This is a genomic window from Paenibacillus thalictri, assembly GCF_004307995.1.
Classification (GTDB): domain Bacteria; phylum Bacillota; class Bacilli; order Paenibacillales; family NBRC-103111; genus Paenibacillus_AF; species Paenibacillus_AF thalictri.
Map to the genome: position 1 here is coordinate 527570 of NZ_SIRE01000003.1, position 23889 is coordinate 551458.

The 23889-nt window shown below is 51.9% G+C and carries 19 protein-coding genes; 15 read left to right on the plus strand and 4 right to left on the minus strand.

What is annotated here, in order from left to right; translation table 11 throughout:
- Positions 1-57 precede the first annotated feature (57 nt).
- On the plus strand, positions 58-933 hold the full coding sequence (locus tag EYB31_RS04625; protein WP_338119898.1) for a carbohydrate ABC transporter permease: 876 nt from the start codon (positions 58-60) through the stop codon (positions 931-933).
- Positions 934-956: 23 nt separating this feature from the next.
- Positions 957-1802 (plus strand): carbohydrate ABC transporter permease, encoded by an 846-nt coding sequence (locus EYB31_RS04630; protein WP_131012080.1) that lies wholly within the window; start codon positions 957-959, stop codon positions 1800-1802.
- 113 nt (positions 1803-1915) lie between these two features.
- Here the strand turns inward: EYB31_RS04630 and sleB are convergent, their stop codons facing one another.
- Positions 1916-2530: a spore cortex-lytic enzyme gene (sleB, locus tag EYB31_RS04635; protein ID WP_131012134.1), complete on the minus strand. Its 615-nt coding sequence runs from the start codon at positions 2528-2530 to the stop codon at positions 1916-1918.
- 420 nt (positions 2531-2950) lie between these two features.
- Here sleB and EYB31_RS04640 point away from each other — a divergent pair, with 420 nt between their 5' ends.
- From EYB31_RS04640 to EYB31_RS04670, 7 genes are all read left to right on the plus strand, one after another.
- Positions 2951-4615, plus strand: coding sequence for a permuted SH3 domain-containing protein (locus EYB31_RS04640; RefSeq protein ID WP_131012081.1), 1665 nt, complete (start codon positions 2951-2953; stop codon positions 4613-4615).
- A gap of 24 nt (positions 4616-4639) precedes the next feature.
- Complete coding sequence (locus tag EYB31_RS04645; protein WP_131012082.1) at positions 4640-5362, plus strand: ABC transporter ATP-binding protein; 723 nt, start codon at positions 4640-4642, stop codon at positions 5360-5362.
- Entirely contained in the window at positions 5359-6534 is a 1176-nt protein-coding gene (locus EYB31_RS04650) for an ABC transporter permease (RefSeq protein ID WP_131012083.1), read from the plus strand. Before EYB31_RS04645 ends, EYB31_RS04650 begins: the two co-directional genes overlap by 4 nt.
- Positions 6535-6590: 56 nt before the next feature.
- Positions 6591-8810, plus strand: a complete 2220-nt coding sequence (locus EYB31_RS04655) for a hypothetical protein (RefSeq protein ID WP_131012084.1) — start codon at positions 6591-6593, stop codon at positions 8808-8810.
- Between the two features lie 397 nt (positions 8811-9207).
- Positions 9208-10035 carry a hypothetical protein gene (locus tag EYB31_RS04660; RefSeq protein WP_131012085.1) on the plus strand — a complete coding sequence of 276 codons (828 nt, stop codon included), beginning with the start codon at positions 9208-9210 and terminating at the stop codon, positions 10033-10035.
- Between the two features lie 277 nt (positions 10036-10312).
- Positions 10313-13645: an Ig-like domain-containing protein gene (locus EYB31_RS04665; protein ID WP_165452207.1), complete on the plus strand. Its 3333-nt coding sequence runs from the start codon at positions 10313-10315 to the stop codon at positions 13643-13645.
- Positions 13646-13805: 160 nt separating this feature from the next.
- A complete protein-coding gene (locus EYB31_RS04670) occupies positions 13806-15452 on the plus strand; it encodes an FMN-binding glutamate synthase family protein (RefSeq protein WP_131012087.1) in 1647 nt (548 codons plus the stop codon).
- Between the two features lie 190 nt (positions 15453-15642).
- Here EYB31_RS04670 and EYB31_RS04675 read toward each other — a convergent pair whose 3' ends face one another.
- The gene (locus EYB31_RS04675) at positions 15643-15867 is read right to left on the minus strand and encodes a LysR substrate-binding domain-containing protein (RefSeq protein ID WP_276322034.1); all 225 of its coding nucleotides are present in this window, start codon (positions 15865-15867) and stop codon (positions 15643-15645) included.
- Positions 15868-16306: 439 nt separating this feature from the next.
- Between EYB31_RS04675 and EYB31_RS41230 the strand changes: the two genes are divergently transcribed.
- From EYB31_RS41230 to EYB31_RS04685, 3 genes are all read left to right on the plus strand, one after another.
- A complete protein-coding gene (locus EYB31_RS41230) occupies positions 16307-16441 on the plus strand; it encodes a hypothetical protein (protein WP_276322032.1) in 135 nt (44 codons plus the stop codon).
- A gap of 102 nt (positions 16442-16543) precedes the next feature.
- Positions 16544-17347, plus strand: a complete 804-nt coding sequence (locus EYB31_RS04680) for a Cof-type HAD-IIB family hydrolase (RefSeq protein WP_165452208.1) — start codon at positions 16544-16546, stop codon at positions 17345-17347.
- A 17-nt stretch (positions 17348-17364) separates the two neighbouring features.
- Positions 17365-17919, plus strand: coding sequence for a GNAT family N-acetyltransferase (locus EYB31_RS04685; protein ID WP_240762054.1), 555 nt, complete (start codon positions 17365-17367; stop codon positions 17917-17919).
- Between the two features lie 107 nt (positions 17920-18026).
- On the opposite strand, the gene EYB31_RS04690 is transcribed toward EYB31_RS04685, so the two are convergent.
- Together EYB31_RS04690 and EYB31_RS04695 are read right to left on the minus strand one after the other, a co-directional pair.
- Positions 18027-18248, minus strand: a complete 222-nt coding sequence (locus EYB31_RS04690; RefSeq protein WP_131012090.1) for an alpha/beta-type small acid-soluble spore protein — start codon at positions 18246-18248, stop codon at positions 18027-18029.
- 153 nt (positions 18249-18401) lie between these two features.
- Positions 18402-19574: a GGDEF domain-containing protein gene (locus tag EYB31_RS04695; RefSeq protein ID WP_131012091.1), complete on the minus strand. Its 1173-nt coding sequence runs from the start codon at positions 19572-19574 to the stop codon at positions 18402-18404.
- 235 nt (positions 19575-19809) lie between these two features.
- Here EYB31_RS04695 and EYB31_RS04700 point away from each other — a divergent pair, with 235 nt between their 5' ends.
- The 3 genes from EYB31_RS04700 to EYB31_RS04710 all read left to right on the plus strand — a co-directional run.
- On the plus strand, positions 19810-20937 hold the full coding sequence (locus EYB31_RS04700) for a glycosyltransferase family 4 protein (protein WP_131012092.1): 1128 nt from the start codon (positions 19810-19812) through the stop codon (positions 20935-20937).
- Positions 20938-21078: 141 nt separating this feature from the next.
- Positions 21079-22368, plus strand: coding sequence for a metallophosphoesterase family protein (locus EYB31_RS04705; protein ID WP_131012093.1), 1290 nt, complete (start codon positions 21079-21081; stop codon positions 22366-22368).
- Positions 22365-23889, plus strand: a 1525-nt coding sequence (locus tag EYB31_RS04710) for an AAA family ATPase (protein WP_165452209.1), incomplete at its 3' end; no start/stop codon positions are given. The genes EYB31_RS04705 and EYB31_RS04710, both read left to right, overlap by 4 nt.

Genomic DNA, 23889 nt, shown 5'->3' on the forward strand with positions numbered 1-23889 from the left:
CCCTTTTTTTCGTCATTTAGCTTATCGAATCAGCATGACAGCAAAGGCGGGGATAACGTGAAATGGTCGGCAAAACAGAAGTTTCTCGGCTACATCTTTATTTTTCCTAATATGCTTGGAGTTGCGGTATTCTTTTTGATTCCGGCTCTGTTTTCGCTTTATTTGGTATTTACGAATTGGAATTTTCTGAAGAAGACAGGCAGCTTTGTCGGATTGGACAATTTTCGGAGACTGTTTGCCGACGAGCTGCTGTACACTTCGTTAAAAAATACGCTGATTTTTCTGGCTTCCGTACCGGTTTCCATATTTCTGGCGTTTCTCGCGGCGCTTGTTTTAAACTGGGCGGTATTTTTTAAGAAAACGCTGCGGGCGATGTTTTTCCTTCCGTATATTACAAGCGGGGTGGCCGTAGCGTTTGTGTGGATGCTTTTGTTTCATCCAAAGCTCGGGCCGATCAATGAAATATTAAAAAGCTTAGGTATCGTGAATCCACCCGGCTGGCTGGCGGATATGAATACCTCCATGTATGCCATCGACATCATTTGGATTTGGTTTATGCTCGGCTACAACATGATTATTTATTTGGCCGCTTTGCAGGAGATTTCTCCGGATTTAATGGAAGCGGCGAGAATCGACGGGGCCAGGACAACGGGGATCGTGAGGCACGTGATACTGCCGCTTGTAAGTCCGACAACGTTTCTGCTGCTGGTCACCGGATTCATTATGACCATCAAAACATTCGGGATGATCCAAGCCGTGACACAAGGCGGACCCGGCAACAGCACAACGATTCTTTCCTTGTTTGTATACCGTACGGCGTTTAGGTATTACGAAATGGGATATGCTTCGGCGATATCTTGGATTTTATTTGCGATTATTTTGCTGATCACCTTCGTTCAATGGTTTGGTCAAAAAAGATGGGTGCATTATTAAAATCGGGGAAAGGGGGAACTTTAATGAGCTTAAGCAAACAAGCAATCCAGCGGGGTACGGGCAAGCTGATCGTGACTGCAATCATGTTTGGTCTTGGTTATCTCATGATTATTCCATTTCTATGGATGATTAGCACATCGTTTAAATCGCCCACCGATGTGTTTGTTTTCCCGATTCGGTGGATTCCGGATCATATGAATTGGGAACATCATTACAAAGTGTGGTTTGGTCCATACAGCTTTGTGAAATATTATGTAAACTCGTTAAAAATTTCGATTATTTGTATGGTCGGCGGAACGTTTTTGGCTGCGTTTGCCGCATACGGGTTTGCCAAAATCGAATTTAAAGGCCGGGAAACGTTGTTTTTGATGTATTTATCGATGATGATGATTCCGCCCCAAGTTTTATTTGTGCCCAAGTTTGTAATGTTTGATTGGATGGGCATCTACAATACGCATTGGGCTTTGATTATTCCCGGGCTTTTTACAATCTTCGGCGTATTTATGCTGAGGCAGTTTTTTGCGGGAATTCCGAAAGATATTTCGGAATCCGCGTTAATCGACGGAGCGGGTCATTTTCGGATTTTTTGGCAGCTGATATTGCCTTTGTCCAAGCCGGCGCTTTCCACTTTGGCGATCATCGAATTTTCCTGGCATTGGAACGATTATGAAAATGCGCTTGTGTTTTTACTGGACAAAAATTTGTATACCGTCCCTTTGGGCATGCAAAACTTTATCCTGGAGTCGAATATTGATTATAACGGAATGATGGCGGCTGCCATGGCGGGGATCGTTCCTATGCTGCTTGTGTTCCTGATCGGCCAGAAATACATCATTCAAGGCATCTCCAGCACCGCTGTCAAAGGATAATGTAAGGTGCGCCGCGGCTAAAGTGAATAATCGCCGGCCATATCGCCAAAAATAAAAGCAGTCCCTTATCCGCGCGTTGTAACGCGGATAAAGACTGCTTTTTTTAATGAGTGTTATTTCGCAAAAATGTGATTGCCGATCGTCACGGTTTGCGGTCTGGACCAAATCCAGGCGCTGGTCGCCGTTTTCGGATTAAAATAATATAAGGAACCGCCCGTAGGGTCCCAGCCGCGAACGGCATCTTGGGCCGCGAGATACGCTGTACTGTTCGGAGTCAGATAGTATTGGCCGTCGGCTACGGCTGTAAAAGCTCTGTTCTGGAACACGACATCGTGAATATTGTCGGGAAATTGGCCCGATGCAATCCGGTTCATCACAACCGCACCCACCGCCACTTGGCCTTGGTATGGTTCTCCCCGCGCTTCGCTGTAAATGACCTTAGCCAGAATGTCCAATTCGCTGCGATTTAACGAATATTTTTTCAGCGCCTTCCACGTTTGCGCGCCTACATTGCCATCAACCGTTAATCCGTAATTGATTTGAAATTTGCTGACTGCGGACATCGTTTTATTTCCATATACGCCATCCAATATATCGTCATAATACCCGAGCAGCTTCAAGCGAAACTGCAAATCCCATACATCCCCGTTTGCGCTGCCCTGCGTGAGCTGCGAGGGCGCCTGCGCGTGGACGACACCGGTAAACTGACTGCCGGTAAATACGAACATAAACGCAAAAAGGATCGCGAGAGTTTTCCATGTTTTCAAGTTGATCGCTCCTTTCGAGTTCTCATTATAGGCGCCCCCCGTTGTGCCGTTCAACCTACACTTTTTGGAGAAGCGGCCTAAAACCGCGCAGCATCCGGCTTCCCGTCCCGTCGTTTCCGACAGACGGGATTTTTGGCGTGCTGATAAGTTGCTGAATGAAAACTGAACGATAACTGAATGTTTGCTGAAAGCCATCTATCCAATAAGTATGGAAAAAACGCCAAATCCGTGCATTTTACGCCTTTTTTCATCTTCAGTAATCTTTCAGCCAGCGATCATGTGTGTTTCAGATTCATCGCTCATAATGAAATCAACCTATAAGAAGTGAGATAAGTTGAAAATCAGCTCGTCAGCAAAAGAAATAGAGAGGGCGTTTTCGGGATGAAAATGAAAAAAGGAATTATTATCGCGGTAGTGGCGGTGTTGGCATGCGGAGGCGGCACTTACACTTATTTTTACAAATATGCGAACACAACAAAAAAGCAGACCGCCGTTCAAGAAACGGTATACACGGTGAAAAAAGGCAATATCCGTTCGGTTATATCCGGAACCGCCCAACTAGAACCACAACAGCAGCAGACGATAGTGCCTCCTAAGGAAGGCATGATCAAAACGATTAATCTGCAGCGGAATATGAACGTGAAGAAAGGCGACTTGCTGCTTGAGCTCAGCGATTCCTCGCTTGACGAGAAACTCGACTCCGCCAGACTTACGCTCAGCCAGCAGCAATCCGACTTGGCCGATCTCCAGAAGCAATATGACGCTCAAACGATTGTCGCCCCTGCAGGAGGGAAATTTATTTTAGCGACAAATGTCAGTGAAGGCGCCGGAGTGTCCAAAACGACCAAAATCGGTACGATCGCCAACAGCTCGCTGCTGACGGTAACCTTGCCTTTCTTGCAGGACGAAGCCGCGCAAATTCACAAGGGAGATACGGTGCAGCTTACTATCGACGGATACATGCTGACGAAGACCGGGACGGTCGACTCCGTATCGTCGTCGGTGAAATCGGACAGCAAGGGTAACCGGCTGCTTGATGTTAAGATCAATATAGACAACGATGGAACAATGGATGAAGGACAAATTGTTAAAGGGACTGTCCCTAATGGCGGTATCAACATCGAGTCCAAAGCGACGGCTGCGCTGCAATACAGAACTTCGCAGATCGTTATGGCCGGCGTTTCCGGCACTATCGACAGCTTGGACATCAAAGAGAACCGTCAGGTTAACAAAGGGGAGCGGATCGGAACGATCGTCAACGATACCCTTAAGAATGATATTACGAACAAGCAGAACCAGATCAACCAGTCGAATAAAAGCATCGCCGATCTGGAAGACCAGCTTGAAAAGCTGAAGGTGTACGCTCCGTTTGACGGCGTGTTCTCCACCGACTTTGCCGATCAGAAGAAAAACGTGCTGACTTCTTATCCTGTCGGAACGACGATTTCGCAAGGGGTGTCGCTGGGCGCAGTGGCCAACATGGATGTGCTTCAGCTCCCGGTCAAGGTCGATGAGCTTGATTTGCTGAAAGTCAAGGTCGGGCAAAAAGCGGAAGTGAAGGTTGACGCGATCACCGGCAAAACCTTTACGGGCGAGGTCACCCAGCTCTCCACTGTCGGTACGACAACCAACGGAGTAACGACCTATACGGCAGTTGTTTCTATTAAAAATGAAGGCGATTTGAAAAATGCGATGACCGCAACGGCGGATATTCTTGTCGAAGACAAGAAAAATGTGCTTGTCGCTCCGGTTGAGGCGGTTAAACAAAAAGCGGGCAAACGTATCGTTACATTGAAAAAAGCGGACGGTACGGTCGAGCAGGATCACGAGGTGCAGGTCGGCGCCAATACAAGCACGCTGGTTGAGATTACAAGCGGTTTGAGCGAAGGCGATACGATCGTCATGCAGGCGGCCAGAACGCAAACTAAAATGAATCAGCAGCAAATCGATCAAATGCGCCAACAATTCCAGCAGGGCGCCCGCGGCGGAAACAGCGGCGGTGGTGGCGGAGGCGGCGGTATGGGCGGACCTCCCCCTGGCTTCTAAAATCGGAATGGATGGTGAGCGTCGATGAACATGATCAAGCTGGATAACATCAAAAAAACATACTTTCGCGGAAACGAAGAGCTGCCGATCCTGAAATCCGTCTCGCTTTCCGTGGATGAGGGCGAATTTGTCGCCATCGTGGGTCCCAGCGGTTCGGGCAAATCTACGCTGATGAATACGATCGGACTGCTCGATGTGCCGACCTCCGGTTCCTATACCCTGGACGGCGTCGTTACGGAAAAGCTTAAGGACGACGATCTGGCAGTGCTCAGAAACCGCAAAATCGGTTTTATATTTCAGCAGTTTAATTTGCTGCCGCGCCTTTCGGCCATTGAAAATGTCGAGCTGCCGATGATTTATCAAGGCATCCCGCGCAAAGAACGGCGCGAGCGGGCACAACAGACGCTGGAAAATCTGGGCATGGGACAGCGTTCCCACCATAAGCCCAGCGAATTATCCGGCGGACAGCAGCAGCGTGTGGCCATCGCCCGCGCTTTGGCCGTCGGACCGTCGCTGCTGCTCGCCGACGAACCTACAGGCGCGCTGGACTCCAGAACGGGTCAAGAGGTGCTGGAGCTGATGCTGCATTTGAACGAAGCAGGCAATACGATTGTGCTTATTACACATGATCTTCATATCGCGGAGAACGCCAAGCGGGTAGTTACAATCCGCGACGGGCTGATCGTCAGCGACAGCATGAACAAGCTTGCAGTCGATCCGCAAGAGGCGGTGGTGGCACACGTATGAGAATGATGGAATTAATTCAAATGGCCATGAAAACGGTCACCGCCAGCTGGATGCGGACGCTGCTCACGATGCTTGGCGTCATTATCGGCGTCGCTTCCGTCGTTACGCTTGTATCGATCGGTAAGGGCACTCAAGCGCAGATCGAAAAGCAATACGAAAATATGGGCACCAACATGATTGTCGCCAACCTGCTTGGCGTCGGGCGGGCGCAGCAGCTGGAATACAACGATATTATGGAGCTTGAGGGATTCCCCGAGATCAGCTCGATCGCGCCGACGGTTTCATCGAGCCTGAACGTCAAATACGATACGGAACAAGATTCGTTTACTGTGCTTGGATCGAATGAAAGATACCAATATGTACAGAAGCTGTCGATGGCGCAGGGCAGGTTCATCACCGATGCCGATCTTGATTTTCGCACCAATGTGGCTCTGCTGGGGCCCAATGTGGCCAAAACGCTGTTCGGCAGCGTGAATCCGATCGATAAAACGATTAATATCAACGGTTTACAGTTTTCCGTTGTCGGCGTATTGGCCTCCAAAGGTTCGACGACAAGCGGCACTTCGCCGGACGATATGGTTATCGTTCCGCTCACGACAGGCCAGCGCCAGCTGGGCATGGGCAGCATCCGCACCACTTATGTGGAGGCGACGTCGAAGGACGATATTACGCAGGCGCAAGAAACGCTGACCTCTTTTTTAACCTACAAATTCAAAAGCAGCAACGGGTTCCGCTTGATGAACCAGGATCAGCTGCTTTCGGCGAGGACTGAAGCAGCCAATACGCTGACGACACAACTGGTGAGCGTCGCTTGTATCTCGCTGCTCGTCGGCGGTATCGGGATCATGAACATTATGCTGGTCACCGTAAGCGAACGGACAAGAGAAATCGGGATCCGTAAATCCATAGGCGCCCGGCGCAAAAATATTTTGATGCAGTTTCTAGTCGAAGCCGTTGTCATAAGCGGTATGGGCGGATTGATCGGCTTGGGGCTGGGTATCTCCTTAGCCAAGCTGTGGCCGTACTTCAATAAAAGCCAAACGACGGTCGTATCGCTTGATATCAGCATGTATGCTTTTCTATTCTCGGTTCTGGTCGGTGTCATTTTTGGCCTCTATCCCGCGAATAAAGCATCCAAGCTCAGACCGATCGATGCGCTGCGCACCGACTGATGCCGGAAAGTCAACCAGATTACACAACAGGATTATCAGGTAAACGAGGAGGTATTATGATGCATATTTCGGAAGGTAACGGTGCGAAGCGGCCCGTTTTGGTCAGAATTACTGCACTTCTGCTTGCGGTGCTCTGCATCGCGTTATATATCCCCGGCACTTCTTTTGCAGGGAAGGAAGGGGTGTTCATCAACAATTCGGTGTATTTCACGCTGGAGCAGGTTTCCATATCGAAAGCAGCCGACAGTCAGATGATGCGCTTTAATGTGACCTTAAACAATAACGGCGAATCTTATATCGATTTCAACCGCTACGGAGTGAAAGTAACGACAGAAGCCGGAGCGGCGTATTCCGCCCAACTGAGCGAGAAAGCCGACGCGCTTTCAGCGCCGAACTCCGCGGTTCCCTACTATTTTGTCGCCAAAATTCCAGGCAATCTAACAGCCGAACAGTTGAAAGTAACGATTTTTGAGCGCAACGGCGACAGCACCCGCGATATCGGCTCGTTATCCGTAGCCAGCGCCCAAGCTTTCACCGAAAACGCTCATCAACTGCTTGTTAATTTATCCGATGTGGATTCCACATTAAAAGGAAATACGTTTATCGCTTTTCAAGCGATGCGTGCATTTGCATTCCCTCAAGACGGCAAATGGACGGTCACGCTGGATCTGACCGCCAGTCCTTCCGGTACGGACAGCGTCACGCTGCCGACCGCGTTGAAATATTCGCTGCTGGATGGCCAAGGCCAGGCTGTTGACATGACGGCTAACGCCGTTGAAGGCAATACGATCGGTTCCGGGCAAACCAAACATATCGTGCTGAGCGCAACGATGAAAAGCTTGCCGGGAACGGATAAGCTGCAGCTGGAATTCAAGCCGGACGGCAGCACAACCAGCCTCGGTAAGCTGGCATTAGGTTCGGTGTTCCAAAATGCCAAGGCAGGGGATCGCGTTTCATATTTGCTGCAAGGGCAAGACGGCATCACGGTTGAAGTGCAGAAAGCGGAAATTCAGCAGCAGAACGGCAAAAATCAAACCATTGCAACGGCCGTGCTGCATAACGACAGCAAACGCACCGTGCAGTCGCCTGATTTGCTGGGAGCGTTCGTATCCGCGAATGATGTGCTGACCATCAATGCATCGACAGTTGGCACGCCAAAAACATACATCGCGGCGGGAGATACGGGGGTATACCGTTTTGCTGCCGAACTGCCCGACGGCGTCAACAAAGATAATCTGCAACTGTTTGTCGCCGAAAAGCCGGCTTCGACTACAGGCAACAACACGTCGCAGACAAGCAGCAACAGCGGATCGAGCACTCAACAAACCGGAACGTCGGCAGCTGCCACGCAAACGGGCTCGACAACAAGCTCGTCGCAATCGAATTCGCAGACTTCGGGCGTAAGCTCCGGCAATACGATTCCGGTACTGGCCGCGGCTTTGCAAGACGCATTTACGGCGGCGGGAAATTATGTCTATGTGCCGCAATACAAGATCGGCGAGCCGTTTGTATTCGACAACGCCAGCCGCTTGATCGATTCGAATCTGGAAGTTTCCGTCGTCGAGCTGAGCTCGCATACCGATTCGGAAAACGGCTTCCAAACGGCCGTCGCCAAATTCAAGCTGCTGAACAAAAGCAGCGAAACGTTAACCATTCCGGCGTTTGATACGCAGCTTACGGATGCCAGCGGCACCTCGTATCCGGGCACACGGCAAACGACGACGCTGCAGCAGCTCATCCCTAATACGGCGTACGTTTTCAGTTACACGTATATGCTGCCTCCTTCGGTAAAAGGCGATTTCAAATTGAGCATTTTGGACAATTCCAGCTCTGCCGGGGTCAAGGTGCCGATTTCCGAAAACTTGGTGACCGTGGCAGAAAGCGGCTCCGAAGATCCGACCGCGCTGCAAAAAGTCATGTCGTTTTATCCGTTTAACGTAACGGTGCAAGACTGGACGATTTCCGCCACCTACAGCGGCAGCGCTTATAACTACAAGCTGAAACTGGGTCTGGATATTAAGAAAGTCGAGCAGGTTATTGTTGACGATTCCTTCTCCAAGCTGGAATTCGAGGTTGTCGACGCGACCAACCGTGTGCTTGGCAGCACCACGCAAGTGCTGCAGGGCGCTAACAAGCTGATCAACGGCACACAGACGATTACGTTCGACAGCATCAAATCCGAACAGCTGGAATATCCAGTTACGATTAAAGTATACGAAGATATTACGACTTCGACAGGTACGGCAAGAAGATTGGTCGCTACCTTCTCGCAATAAACCGCCGGCAGGCGCTTAAAGCCGCGCTAGCAGTCCAAATGGGCCGCTAGCGCGGCTTTTGTTGTAATAAAAATAGCAGCCAAGAATTGCAGATGATAGGTCAAGTGGCGGACTGGCAAATAGCTGAACAAAGGGATGGGCACGGGGCGGAGAAGCGTAAGCGGCCGCTTTTGAAATCATGGCCCGACCGTGCTCTCATCATTCAAAGGGCCATGATTTTAATTGGCGGCTCTCATCCCCTTACCACGCGCAAAGAGTAACTCAGCACACCAAATAATGCTCCAACTGCGTACGCAGTATAAGCGTATAAGAGAACCATACTTTAAGCTGGCGTTCACACTCTATTAACACACTCCTGGTATTGTTTGGTTGTACATCAATTCAGGAGGCGAGCGCATTGAATATTTCTAGTTATGGAAGCTACAACAGAGCGAATACGCTGCATATCTCGGCAACCGGATATGGCACGCAAACTGGCTCCGTCTCAACCGGCACAAGCTCTGCCGCGGGCAAAAAGACGGACTCGGTGCAGTTCAGTCCGGAGGCTATGGAGCGGTTTGCAAAAATGCAGGAAAATTCGGGTTCGATGAGCCCGTCCAAAGTCGATCTCAGCACCGACGACAAGAAGCGGATTTTATCACGTATTCAGCATGATTACGGCACTACGACGGCTTCTGCCGGAGAAAACGCGGAAGGAACGGAGGAGACGGACAGCGCTTCGGAGACCGGATCGGACGAATCCGACGTGCTGGCGGCTCTGAAGGAGCAACTGAGCTCACTGGACCTCGATAGCGCGTCGGATGATGAAATCAACAGCGCATTTGAGCAGGTCGGGCAAATTTTGCATGTGGCAGGCAGTGATGGAAGCGATGCTGCCGGCAGCGTGCAAGCGGGAAGCCAAGGAAGACCACCCGGAGGCCCGCCTCCAGGTGGAATGCCCCCGGGCGGACCTCCTCCCGGCGGCGGGGTGAACGGAACGGACAGCTCTTCGGAAAGCGAGACGAAGAAGCTGCTTGAGCTGCTGCTTCAAGGAGATGACGACGATTCCGACGATGATTCCAGCTCCGATGACGAAGACGATACGACCACCGCAAGCTCAACGGATTACGCCAGCAAGCTGAAGGAGCAACTGGCTAAGTACAATAACGAAAGCCTTTCGCAGCTTGACGACGATACGTTAAATGCGCTGATTCAAGAGTTGTCGGGAGACGATGACGAAAGCTGATCTATTGTAAGCACTAACTGCAACACGCTTGTTTCGGGCTGCCGCCGGGAGCAGGCGTTGTTGTCTTTTTTGTGACTGCGTTCTTATTAACCGCCGGAATAGAGGGACTTAAGTTTCATTTTCGAAGGTTGTTCATATTCCGTTCATAAACATTTGATATTGTAAACTACGTATGCAATCGAAAATTGCAGGATTAGGCAAACTTCTGTCGAAGTTTTTCATGGACAGGAGACCGCAAATTAGCGGAAGTTTTAGAAAACAGAAAGGAGTGCGTTTTTTGAAGACTAGCAAAAGATGGAGATGGGGAAGCGTTGCTTTGGTGCTGGCGTTGCTGTTCAGTTTATGCGGACAAGCATTTGCCGCGGACGAAGTATCTCGCTTGATATTATCCAAGAACGATCTGACGCTTGAAATCGGCGACACCTATTCTATTACCGCCACGGCGATCACGGTCAGCGGCGCCACGGATGACGTCACGATCAAAACGGATTGGACATCGGGCACGCCGTCTATCGCGTCCGTTTATGCAGGCGTGATTACCGCAAAAGCGGAAGGGACAGCCACGATCACTGCGACATATGCCGGTAAAACGGTCGTTGTTAATGTGAATGTGGAGAAAAAGGTGCGCACTCTTACCAAAAACAAAACGAGCAGCTCTCTTCGAGTCGGCGCATCGGATCAAATTTCGCTCGTAGCTACATATACGGATGGAACTACCGCCAATGTGACCGATAAAGCAAATTGGTCTACAACCAACGATTCGATCGCTTCGGTTAACGACGGTTTGATTACCGGGGTCAGCAGCGGCTCGGCAACAATCAACGCGACTTACGGCAGTCAGAACGTGTCGATTTCCGTTGCGGTTGATTCCGTGCGCAGACTTGATTTGGACCAGACCGATCTGATCATGAAAGTCGGCGGTACCAAGCAGATGAAATTGATGGCGCTGTTTGACAACGGCGATTACGAGGATATGGCGGAGAAAGCTGAATGGTCCTCGAACAAAGGCAGCGTGGCCGATGCTTTTAAAGGTTTGATTACAGCTTACGGAACCGGCCAAGCGACGATTACCGGTAAATACGGAAATAAATCCGTTACCGTTGTGGTGAATGTGGATGTCGCCAAACGGCTGGATATGGACAAGTCGGACTTATTTTTAAAGGTCAACGGCACCGAGCAAGTTAAAGTTACTGCGGTGTATGCAGATGGAAGCAGCGAAGACGTAACCTCCAAGGCGACGTGGACTTCCGATAACGAAGACGTAGCCAGCGTGGAGAAAGGTAATATTACCGGTTATTCCAGCGGGCAAACGACGATTAACGCAAGTTACGGAGGCAAAACGACGACCGTTAGCGTCGACGTTGAAACGGCGCGCAAGCTGGAAATGAAGGTATCTTCGGTTCAGTTGAACACCGGAGATTCCTACAGCGCGGAGCTTACGGCTACATATGCCGACGGCACAACGGAGAATGTGACGGATAGAGCCAAATGGACGTCCGACAAAGAATCCGTTGCTTATGCCACGAAAGGCACGATCAAAGCGATTTCCGCAGGCGAAGCGATTGTGACTGCGCAATTCGGTTCGGTTACGGCCAAGCTGGTTGTTGATGTCGATGTGGCGCGCAGCTTGACGGTGAATAAGAAAACGGTCAGCTTGCGGACCGGCGGCACGGAGCAGCTTACGGTAACCGCTTTGCGCGCGGACAGCAGCAAAGTCGATGTCACGGACCAAGTGGAATGGTCGGTCGACAATATCGCGGCGGTGAAAGTGACCAAAGGGAAAATTGAAGCCCTTGCCACAGGCCAAGCTGTTGTGACCGCCAAATACGGCGATACGACAGCGGTTGTCACGGTTCAGGTGGAAATTCCAAGCAAGCTGGAACTCGATGTGACCGACGTATTTTTGAAGGAAAACAATACGAAGCAATTGGAGCTTACGGCTACGTTTGCAGACGGTACCAGCGAGAAAGTAACCAGCAAAGCGGATTGGACTTCCAGCAACGAAAACAATGCGATCGTTACAGGCGGTTTGATCCGCAGCATTAAGATGGGTCAAGCGACGATCACCGCATCGTATGGCGGCAAGACGGCTACCGCCACGGTTGATGTGGAGGTGCCGCGCAAGATCAGCTTGAACAAAACGGCGATTGATCTGCGGACCGGTGTTTCCGAGCAACTTACGGTGACGGCTGTTTATGCCGAAGGCGATCCTGTCATAGTGACGGATAAAGCGGTCTGGTCCATTGACAATCAAGACGTGGCAATGGTCAGCAAAGGCAATGTAACTGCTTATAAATCCGGCTCGGCGGTTGTTACGGTGACGTTTGGCGGTAAAACGGCGACAGTCCAGGTAGCGGTCGATCAAGCTACCTATTTGACGGCGAACTTAACCAAGATCAGCCTGCAAGCCGGAGGTACTTCGCAGTTAACGGTCACAGCGACCTATCCGAACGGCCAAACTGAAGATGTTACGCAGAAAGTCGTTTGGACAAGCAAGACCACTTCCGTAGCCGGTGTCAATAAAGGCTTGGTAACGGCAATCGACCGTGGTGCTACGACCATTACGGCAACCTACGGCGATAAGACCGTGTCAGTCTCCGTAACGGTAGGTGAAGTGACAGGTCTTACCGTAAGCCAGAACAAGCTGCTCCTTTCCGAAGGACAGTCGGCTGCTATTACGGTAACAGCAGCTTTCAAGGACGGCACATCCAAGGGTGTTACCGATGATGCCGATTGGAGCTCATCGCAGGAAAAAGTAGCCAAGGTGTATGGCGGCGTCATTCGTGCGATTTCCGGCGGCACGGCTACGATCACCGTGAAATACGGCGACAAAACGGAAACCGTCTCGGTTGAAGTCGATATGGCGAACAGACTTTCTCTGAACACCAAGCTGCTTGTCATGGACAAAGACGGGCAAGCCCAGCTGGTGCTGACGGCGACCAATTCCAATAATGAGACCGAAACGGTGACCGATAAAGCGCAATGGAAAACAAACGCTGACAAAGTTGCCGATGTGGACCGCGGTCTGGTAACGGCTTATAGCGGGGGAAAAGCGACGATTACGGCAACCTATGGCGGCAAATCCGTTGCGGTCACTGTCGAAGTTGGCGTTCCGCAGAAATTGGCCTTCAACAAAAGGTTGTTGTCGTTGAAATCCGGCGGCAGCGAAGCGCTGGAGTTAACTGCGACGTATTCCGACGGTTCCACAAGAGACGTAACCTCCGAAGCGGAGTGGGCGTCAAGCAATATTAAAGTTGCCGATGTCGTAAACGGCGTTGTTACGGCGATTGAATACGGCAAATCGACGATTTCGGCCAAATACGGCGGCAAACGGATTACGATCCAGCTTGCCATCGACGAATTAAAGTACTTGAAATCCGCCGACAAGAAGCTGACGTTAAGCGTAGAAGATACAAAGCAGGTGTCTTTGATCGCAACGTATAAGGACGGCGTTGATGCCGAGGTAGCTTCGCAGGCGATGTGGAAAAGCTCCAATGACAAGGTCGCCGATGTCAAGGATGGACTCATTACGGCATACGGCAAAGGCAATGCTGTCGTTACGGCGAGATTTGCCGGGATGACGGTCACTGTTAATGTGACGGTCAAGTAAAAGCACGCACTTATCATGTTCCAGATCCGGATACTGCGCAAGTTTAGGGTACAGCCCTAAACCTTGCGCAGTTCTTTTTTTTGTGCGGCGAAAACGCATCTGCGGATTTATGATAAACTGAAATGGAACGTTTTACCACGATCAGAAAGGAGATTTATACATGACCTTTATTGATGTTCTGGGAATCATTGCCGCGTTTATTGTAATCGCAGTGGCCGCATTATTGCTGCAGTTGTTTATTATTTCGCGAAGGCCGCAACATTCCATTATCAGATCTCACCCGTTTTTGGGTTGGGTGCGTTATTTGCTGGAGAAGCTTGGACCCGAGTTTCGGCAATATTGGTTTGACGACGATGCCGATGGCAAACCATTTTCAAGGTATGACTATGTAGGTTTGGTGTTTTCCGCCAAATACCGCACGGACCTGATCGGTTTTGGCTCCAAACGTGATTTTGACAAACCCGGTTTTTACATTGCCAATGCCATGTTCCCTTTATTAAGCGATCAGCTTAGTGTGGCTCAAGAAGAAAATGTAAAATCCAAAAAATACCAAATTGAACGTGAAGGTCTCTTCAGCCGCACAGAACGGATGATCGACGATACAACGCCGCGTTGGCTGTATAATGAAACCGATGCGGTAATTGTCGGCAAAAACCGGAGGCATCCGTGGAAACTGCAAGGGATGTTTGGCGCTTCGGCTACTTCGTATGGGGCTATCGGGGAAAATTATATTTTGTCCACCGGTCAAGGAGCAGCTTTGGCGGGCGGTTCCTGGATCAATACGGGCGAAGGCGGGGTAGTGCCGGAGCATCTGGCTTCGGGAGCCGATGTAGTGGCGCAAATCGGGCCGGGTTTATTTGGCTATCGGGATGAAAAGGGACAATTTTCCAAAGAACAATTTGCGTTGTACGCCGCGGAGGACCACGTAAAGGCGTTTGAGCTGAAGTTCGCGCAAGGAGCCAAAATCCGCGGCGGCCATCTGGAAGGCAGCAAGGTGACAGCAAAAATAGCCGCAATCCGCAAAGTTCCCATAGGACAGACGGTCAATTCGCCGAACCGGTTCGCTTTTTTGGATAATGCGGAACACACGCTTGCTTTTGTCCGGGAGATGCAGGAGCTCGGCGGCAAACCGGTCGGTTTGAAAATCGTCATCGGCCAGCAGGACGAATTGGAACGATTGATGGAAGCGATGGTTCGTTTGGACATTTATCCCGATTTTATTACAGTTGACGGAAGCGAAGGCGGTTCGGGAGCGACCTACAAATCGATGGCCGATACAATGGGCATGCCGCTTATTCCGGCGCTGATCACGTTTATCGATACGGCGCATAAATTCGGCGTCCGCGATCAATTTGCGGTTTTTGCTTCAGGTAAGCTGATCTCTCCCGATAAAGTGGCGATTGCGCTGGCGATTGGCGCCGATGCGGTAAATTCAGCGAGAGGATTTATGATGGCGAACGGCTGTATTATGGCGCTCCAATGCCATACCGGCAAATGTCCTTCAGGAATTGCCACGACCCATCCGAAATATCAGGATGCGCTTGTTCCCGCGGAAAAGCAGTGGAGAGTCATGAACTACATCATCAGCATGCGTTACGGTTTATATTCGTTGGCCGCTGCGGCGGGGCTCGACAGCCCGCGGAAATTTACGCGGGAGCATATTCAGTTTATTAACGAATTTGGCGCGGCCCGGAAGCTCAGCGACTTGTTCCCGATCCCGGCGCCGTATTTGCAGCGGAAACAAGGGACGGTCCGGCCGGAACAGCAGCCGCATCTAGGAGCGGAACAAAGCGGACTCAGCCTTTAAATGATAAGCCTGCGAGAAAAAGGACTTCGGCTTCCACTGTGTGTTGCAGTGGAGGTAGCCGAAGTCCTTTTACTATAGATGGGGATATTCACGTGTCGTACGATCAATCAGGACCAGGCGTCTTCAGTGGAGTGGGTAGTTCAACTCGTTAGGACAAGGGGAGACGGTTTTTGAAAAAACTTGCGATTTGTTACCCGAGTTCCTCATTAAACAAGCTGTTGGCTGTTTCGATAATGACCGTGCGGATATCTTTGGGCACATGTTTGCGGAACAGCAGGGAGATCGGCGTTGTCGGCAGCGCTAGCAGCAGCGGCACTTCCACCAGCTTGCCGCTCTCCAGCTCCTTGCTAACGATATTCCGCTGCAAAAAAGAGATGCCAAGGCCGTTTTCGATCATTTTTTTCATCCATTCGATTCGTTCGACCTTGAATTAAAGCTGATCGTTGCTGGCTGGCTGAAGCCGACATCCTCGTCGCTATGGCTAGCCTGCGACTAGAATTATGCATGCGAACGTCGTGCCCCAACGCTTACGGACAGGAGCGCCTTTATTTGGCGAAAAAATCGGGGTTATCATGTCTAACGGACGCAGGAGACTTTATTTGCCCAAAAAAGTCGGGGAAACCGCGATGGTAGGCCGAATAAGTGCGCCGGTGTCCGTTACATGCAGCAAACCCCAGATTTGGTTTACATTGCGGCGCCTGTGTCCGTTAGAGTGTTAGAGTGGGGGCTTCCTCCAAGCTAGGGTTGCATAACCAATCTACAGTTTCACTCCAGTCCGCTATCGATCACAATGGGTTCTATGTCCAGAACGGGCCACGACGCATAAAAGAAGCTTGATCATTCCCGTAACGACTGTGGCCCATAGACAACTTTGGTCCATCGACAACTTCAGTCCATCGACTTCTTATCCTGACAACATTGCCCGCCTGATTCAAGGCTCGCCTATAGACGCGGAAAGGTTGGCGGAAACAACCGCTGGAACGGTTTAACGCGGCGGCGGTTTCGGCTCCGTTTTTTTCGGTTTCATCTCGGCGCGGCAGGTAGTATAATAGTTGCAAAATAGACTGAATACAAGAATGGGAGTGGGAGATTTGGTTAAACTGGCTGCTTTTGATGTGGATGGTACGCTTAGGGACCGGGATTATTTACCGGATTCCACCCGCGAGGCGCTTTTTAAGCTGAAAGAAACCGGCGTTTCGCTTACTTTGTGCACCGGCCGCAGCGAATACGAAATGAAAGAGCTGAGAGAGGCTCTTGGCATAGATTGGGCAGTGACCTGCAACGGCAGCCATATCGGTTACCGCGGGCAAACTGTCTTCGGCAATGCTTTCCCGGCAGAGACGATTCGAGAATGGCTTGAGGAAGCGGAAAAACGCGGCCATACGTTTCTTCTCTACGGCGCCGAACAAATGTTCATCAACCGGCAGGATGACCCCTATTTCCGTCAGGCCCAGCAGGAAATCGGATTTATGGAACCGCTGCTTATTGAGTCGGCGGAGCAAGTGCCCGCCATATACCAATGTATTGTGTTTTGCAGCGAAACCGAAGAATCGGCTTATATCGGCAACGAGCCGGACTATTATCTCCACCGCTGGCGGACATGGGCGCTCGACATTAATCCGGGCGGCATGAACAAGGCGGTCGGCTTGCAGAAATTATGCGAGCACCTCAATATCGAAGCTGCCGAAGCGGCGGCTTTCGGAGACGGCTTAAACGATATGGAAATGATTGAAGCCGTCGGGATGGGAATCGCCATGGGCAACGCGGGAGACGGGCTCAAACAAAAAGCGCGTTTTGTTACGAAATCACTGCATGAGGATGGCATTTCCTATGCGGTGGAAAAGTGGATTTTTGCAGCCGGTTCCGCAGGCAGCGACCCTGCCCGGCGAGCGTAAAAGGAGAGCTGCGGCAAATGAAAAACAGAGCATCCGAATTGCTGATTATCCCGCTGACGATGGATCATTACCGCAGCTTGCTGCGGTTGTATTCGGCCGTGAAACGCGACTTGCGGGCTAAGCGGATCTACCAGTGGGATTGGTTTTACCCAAATCGCTTTGTGATCCGCGGCGATATCAAGTCGGAAATTTTGTACGGAATCGTACGTGGGGGCGTTGTCCTCGGGGCTGTCGCCTTGGATGAGCAGCTCATGCAGAAGACGGCCGCTTTGCCTTGGGAAGATACGGCAGGCCGGCCTGCGTGCATACACCGCCTGGCGGTGCACCCGGATCATCAAGGAAAAGGCATCGGCAAGAGATTGCTGCAATTTGCCGAAGTGCTTGCCGGAACACGCGGGAACACAAGCATCCGGCTTGACGTATATTCGCAGAATGAGACTGCGGTGGCGATGTACGAGCGGGCAGGCTACACAGAAAGAGGCTATGTGTATTACCCGCTGCGCAAAGTGCCTTATGTGTGTATGGAGAAAAGTTTGATCGTGCAGCCGCAGCGTGTCGCCAGGAATGGCTGAAGGCTGATCGGACGCCAAGACGAAACAAAAAACATCCCTGCCGGTTGTTCGGCAGGGATGTGTGGCGTAAAGGAACGATTAGAGCCGGCTATGTAGCGCAGATCAGTCTAAAACCGTTGCGCCAATTGCTGCTCGGCAATTTCCACCAAGCGGCGGGTAATATGTCCGCCGATAGCGCCTGTATCACGGGTGGCCATATAGCCATAGTAGCCGTCTTGCGGAATTTGAATGCCAAGCTGCTGCGCTACTTCGTACTTCAACTGGTTCATTGCGGATGCAGCTTGTTGTACGACAAGCTGATTGCTGGAACGACTTTGACCTTTTGCCATAGATGAATCCCTCCTGGTGCAAATCTTCATTGGTCTGTTTACCAATGTTAGGGTTATCATCCCCGCGGACGCGATGAATTATGCAAACTTTTGTCATAAAGAAGCGTCGTCATTTACTTTTTGTCCCCGAATTTCATCTGACAACGCCGGAAGTTACTCAACGGCGGCCGCTACCGCTTTTGGAGCCGATTTGCTATATTTGACAACTTTGTTTTTGCCGGTTTTTTTGGCAGTATACATCGCATCGTCCGCTTGCTTGATCAGCTCGTCCCGCGTGACGCCTTGTTTGTATTTGCTGTAGCCCATACTGACCGTCGCAATAGTTTCCGCTTCGATCCGCAAGCGGATCCGCTCGGCCAACTCGCCGCAGTTGGCGTCAGGGTCGGTGACCAGCACGACCATCTCCTCGCCTCCGTAACGGCCGCAGATCCCGTATTCTTCGGACTCTTCCCGCAAGATGTTCGCCACCTGCTTCAGCACCTTGTCGCCCATATCATGGCCTTTTGTATCGTTCAGCTTCTTGAAATTATCGATATCGCTAAAAATGACGGACACCGGAACGTGGCGCTGAATGAACTTTCCGGCAACATTATCGAAGTATTTGCGGTTATACAGCCGGGTCAAACCATCCGTGATCGATGAGGTGTAAATCGCCTGCATCAGCTCAATGACCCGTTCGAACAAAAGCAGGAACATAATCATGAAAAAGGCCACAGGCAGCATATTTTCCACCAGTGTGTAAAACGGCTGCTTGCCGGCGAACATGTACGTGTTGACCATATGTGCGGTGTGAGCGAAAAAATAAATGGTCAGACCGACCTGGTATTTGCCGGCTTGACCGATTCTTGGAGCGATCAGCGTAAAGCCGAGAAAAATCAGCACATATAAATACAAGTTCATCCACAACTGCTGCAGCAGCACCAGTTGGGTTCCCGTGGACGAGACCCAGTCCGGCGTCAGGAAATAAGTGCCGGATACCGCGAAGCTGCCGAGCAAAAAAGCCGAAAACAGCAGGCTGTGACGTTTGCGGGTCGTGTTGTATACCTGGAAAACGCCCAAATTCAGAAAAGTAAAAGAGACAATCTTCAGCATCAATAGGCTGTAATCGGTGAGGTTGTCCAATGTTTCGGCGTAGGAAGCGCGTATATTCAGCACGTATTGGCACATCAGGATCATAACGGACAACGTCATGGACAAATAAGCCTTTTTTCTGCGGCTGAACATCAAACGTAAAGAAACAAGCAGCATCATCGTCAATATCGTAAGAATGATCGTAAACCAGTAGACACTGCTCATCTGCCCGAAGGCGATGTCGGAAAATTTCATATAACTCCCCCAATGGAAGCAGTAGACATTTAATGACCTAAAGCATATACAATTAATATACTGTGAACGTGATCTGTTTGGCAATGAATCGGATGAACTAGGAAGTCATTCGGAAAGTCATTTGTATACGCTTACAAACGAAAGTCTTTTCTGCGGGCCATGGAGCGAGTACAATAGACATGTGACCTTAGCAGGCTGTGGGCCGAAAAGGTGGATTTACCTTGGGAGGGGTACCATGAATATTTTACAAGCATTATTTTTTCCGCCAGAGCAACCCGGAGGGGTTTCCTCAATGGTTCCCTATATTTTAGAGCGTTTTAATAGAAGAGGCTGGAATATGGAGCTGTTCTCGCTGCCCAAAAGGGTGAGGCAGAAAGGGACAGAGGAAGTATCGTTTCAAACGTTTGATTGGCGCAAATTTGAAGGAGTCCCTATTGTGGACAAATATATACAGACCTACAAGGACTATGTATGGTGGACAAAACTCAGGTTGCGCGGCACTTATGACGTGATTCACGCACATCATCCGATTACGGGGCTTGTCATGAAGCAGCTTTATCCGGACACGCCGGTCATTATGACGATTCACTCCAGCTTTGAACGCGAGCTGATTCTAAACGGAAAAATAGCCGAGAACGGTCCGGAGCATACGTTCCTGACGTCGATATACAGAGAACTGGAAGATCGGGTCGATCAGCTGATCACCGTGTCCAATTCTTTCAAGATGTATTTGTCCGAGTACGTACAGGAACCGGAGCGGATCGGCGTCATACCAAACGGCTATGATGAAAAGCGGTTTCGCCCGGTTTCTCACGAAAATCACATTCCGCAGTTGATTACCGTCTGCCGCCTTGTTCCGGCAAAAGGGCTCGATATTTTGCTCAAGGCATGCGCCGAATTGAAACAAAAAGGACTTCCGTTTGTGCTTCATCTGATCGGCGACGGTCCGATCCGCCAAGAGCTGGAGGAAATGGCGCTTCAGCTGAACATTTACGAAGAAATCATTTTTTACGGATACATGCTGCACCCTGAAGATTTTATGCCGTTTTTTGATGTGTTTGTACTGCCGTCCCGGGCGGAGGCGTTTGGTTCCGTGTTTGCGGAAGCGGCTCTTTGCGGTTTGGCCGTCGTCGGCACCAACGTCGGCGGTATCGCCGAACAGATCGAACATGGGCAAAATGGCCTGCTTGTCCCGGTTGACGATGCGCATGCGCTGGCGGGCGCGCTTGAAAAGGTGATGTCCGATCCGCAATACCGGTACAACTTGTCCCGGGTCGCTTGGGAGAAAGCGAAAAATACGTATTCGCTGACCCGGGTCATTCAGCAGTTGCGGGCAGTATACCGCAGCTACCGCAAAGATTAGAATCATGCGGCGGCATGGTCCGAAAATACCGGAGGTGCGGCAAAGGCTACTGAAAAAGCAGCGAAGTAAGCGAAATCATGCTGGAGAAGTGCCAGCGTTCACTTTTTCAGTGGCCTTGTGCGGCGTGAGGAGTGACATATAATGAAAGCTTTCCGATTTCTGCATACCGCGGATCTGCATCTGGACAGTCCGTTTCGCGGGCTGGCCGGACTGCCGCCGGTCATACGCGACAGGCTGAGAGATTCGACCTTTGCCGCTCTGGAGCGGATGGTCCGGCTCGCAGCCGAGCAGCAGGCAGATTTTGTCGTTATTGCAGGAGATGTATACGATACGGCGGACCGGTCGCTTAAAGCGCAGATCCGCTTTCAAAAAGCGATGGAACAGCTGGCGGGTAAACAGATACCCGCCTTTATTGTTCATGGGAATCACGATCCGTTGAAGGGCAAATCGGCCCGGCTGCGGTATCCCGACTCGGTCTATTTTTTCAGCGGGGAGGCGGCAAGCATCACCGCAATGACGCCCGATCGGGGGGCTGTGGCCGAAATATTCGGCATTTCATATGAGACGGCGGCGGTGCAGGAAAATTTGGCGCTGCGTTTTCAGCCCAATCCCGGGGAGCTGTACCGGATTGGCCTGCTGCACGCCAATGTGGACGGTGACGCCTCTCACGATAACTACGCGCCGTGCCGCCTGAACGATTTGCTGGACCGAGGGATCCACTACTGGGCTTTGGGACATATACATACGCGGCGTACGCTGCATGAGCATCCCCATGTCGTCTACCCGGGGAATACGCAGGGCAGACACAGCAATGAAACCGGAGCCAAGGGCTGTTATATCGTTGATGTGAATCATGCCGGAGATACCTCGCTTGTGTTCCACCCGCTGGATACGGTGAGATGGATGCGGCACAGCCTGTCGATTGAAGGGATGGATACGGAGCAGCATCTGAAAGAAGCGGTGGAGAGCGTATTGGAGCAGCTGCGCAGCGAAGCCGAAGGACGAGCTTGCATTGTCCGGCTTCAGCTGGAAGGGCGCGGCAAGCTGCATGCGGCCATATCGCAAGGTCCGGCGCTGGAAGAGCTGGCAGCCGAGCTGCGGCTGCAGGAAACGGCGGCAGCGGAAGGAGCGGACGGTTATCCGTTCGTATGGATCGAAGCGATCGAGAACCGGACCGGTGCAGGGCTTGACATGTCTGTGTTAGCCCAGGAAACGAGCTTTCTGGGGGACCTGCTGCGTCTTTCGCAAAGTTTGGCCGAAGACCGGGAGCGGTTTGAGCCGTTTTGCGAGGAGGCGCTGGCGGCGCTAAAAAGCCAACCAGCGCTTGCCCGGCTGCTGCGTGATTTGCCGCCGAAAGAGCGGCTGGAGCTGCTCAAAGCCGCGGAAACGCTGGCGGTCGACATGCTGGCGGAGACGGGGGGAAGCGAATGAAATTAACGTATATTCATGTGCGGGATTATGGAGCGCTGCGCGACCTGCAGCTCGATTGCAGCCAGCCGTTAACGCTGGTGTACGGGCGCAATGAAGCGGGCAAGTCGACGCTGCTGCAATTCATCCGCGCCGTATTGTTCGGATTTCCGTCACGGCAGCAGGGAGCTGCCGGAGGCGCGATCGGCGTTCTCGATTCGCAGGGCCGCCCGGCGCGAATCGAAAGGTATGCTGCCGCTAACGGAAAATCGGCGGCTTCTTCGGCGCTTCGTATCGTCTATGAAGACGGAACGGCGGCAGGGGAAGCCAAACTCGCCGAGCTGCTCGGCGGCATTTCGGCTCAGCTGTTCGGGCAAGTATTCGCTTTTGGCCTCGGCGAGCTGCAGGAGTTGAGCACCTTGCAAGGAGAAGAGATCAGCGGTTACATATATAGTGCGGGGCTCGGCGCAAGCGCAAGCCGAATCCGCCAGGCGGAGAAAAAACTTGCCGCCGGGCTGGACCAAATGTACAAGCCGAGAGGCAAACTTCAGCCGATCAACAAGCTCGTACAGCGGGTCGCCGAGCTGGAGGCCGCGCTGCGCAGCGATCCTGACGCGGTGGCCGAATACGATCATCTACGGACGCGGATTCAAGAAACGGAACAACGTATCCTGCAGCTTTCGGATCGCAAGGATCAGCTTGCTGCGGGGCTGCAGATGGTCCGTACCGCGCTTCAATTAAGCGACTCCTGGTCGCGCTGGCTGGCTGTGCAGGCACAGCTGTCCGGGCTGCCTGTCACGGAGCATTTTCCGGAAGAAGCGGTGCCGCGGCTTGACGCTTATCTTGCCGAGCAGGAGCGGCTGTTTGGCGAACTGGACAAGCTGGCGCTGAAGCGGGAGCAGTTGCAAAGGGAGCTGGACAAGCCGGAGCGCAGCGAAGTTTCGTTTGCTCCGGAAGCGCAAGCGGAATTGAGCGGTCTGCTGGAACGGTCGGCCGCTTACCGCGACAATCAGGCCGCGGCAGCCGAGCTGCGTGCCGAACTGGAACATGCTGAGACGGAGCTAGGTAAACTGTTGAAGCGAATCGATCCTGGATGGGATGAAGCGGCGTTGGCCGCATTTCCGCAGACGATCGCGCTGCGCGAGCAAATCCGCGAATTCCGCGAAGCGTTTGCGGAATTGGCGCAGCGGCAACTGCACGCCGAAGCGGAGGAGATGATGTTGGCCCGAGAGGCGGGTTACGCCGCCGCCGAACGGGAACAAGCCGAAACTGCGCTGAACGGGTATCGCGAGCGGCACAGCGAAAGTTTGTCGCTGTTTGCCAGGTTTCCCGCGCAGGAGTGGAAAGCGCAGCTGGACGAGCTGCGGCGGCTTGCCGCGGACTGGCAGCAGGCGGAGGCCGAGCTGCGCTTCGCTGAGGAGCGCGCGGCGCATGACAGCGCCGCCCGCGAGCAGCTGCGCAGCGAGCAGCGCGCTTCCGCGCGGCGGCTCGCGCTGGTGCTGGCCGCGCTGGCGCTGGCCGCGCCCGGGGCGCTGCTCGCCGCCG

What these genes read in the sequence shown, in the direction of transcription:
- EYB31_RS04690 (WP_131012090.1), bottom strand. Translation starts at nt 18,248, where the DNA reads ATGGCAAAAGGTCAAAGTCGTTCCAGCAATCAGCTTGTCGTACAACAA.
- EYB31_RS04685 (WP_240762054.1), top strand. Translation starts at nt 17,365, where the DNA reads ATGAAAAACAGAGCATCCGAATTGCTGATTATCCCGCTGACGATGGAT.
- EYB31_RS04645 (WP_131012082.1), top strand. Translation starts at nt 4,640, where the DNA reads ATGAACATGATCAAGCTGGATAACATCAAAAAAACATACTTTCGCGGA.
- EYB31_RS04655 (WP_131012084.1), top strand. Translation starts at nt 6,591, where the DNA reads ATGATGCATATTTCGGAAGGTAACGGTGCGAAGCGGCCCGTTTTGGTC.
- sleB (WP_131012134.1), bottom strand. Translation starts at nt 2,530, where the DNA reads ATGTTCGTATTTACCGGCAGTCAGTTTACCGGTGTCGTCCACGCGCAG.
- EYB31_RS04705 (WP_131012093.1), top strand. Translation starts at nt 21,079, where the DNA reads ATGAAAGCTTTCCGATTTCTGCATACCGCGGATCTGCATCTGGACAGT.
- EYB31_RS04630 (WP_131012080.1), top strand. Translation starts at nt 957, where the DNA reads ATGAGCTTAAGCAAACAAGCAATCCAGCGGGGTACGGGCAAGCTGATC.
- EYB31_RS04640 (WP_131012081.1), top strand. Translation starts at nt 2,951, where the DNA reads ATGAAAATGAAAAAAGGAATTATTATCGCGGTAGTGGCGGTGTTGGCA.
- EYB31_RS04650 (WP_131012083.1), top strand. Translation starts at nt 5,359, where the DNA reads ATGAGAATGATGGAATTAATTCAAATGGCCATGAAAACGGTCACCGCC.
- EYB31_RS04700 (WP_131012092.1), top strand. Translation starts at nt 19,810, where the DNA reads ATGAATATTTTACAAGCATTATTTTTTCCGCCAGAGCAACCCGGAGGG.
- EYB31_RS04670 (WP_131012087.1), top strand. Translation starts at nt 13,806, where the DNA reads ATGACCTTTATTGATGTTCTGGGAATCATTGCCGCGTTTATTGTAATC.
- EYB31_RS04695 (WP_131012091.1), bottom strand. Translation starts at nt 19,574, where the DNA reads ATGAAATTTTCCGACATCGCCTTCGGGCAGATGAGCAGTGTCTACTGG.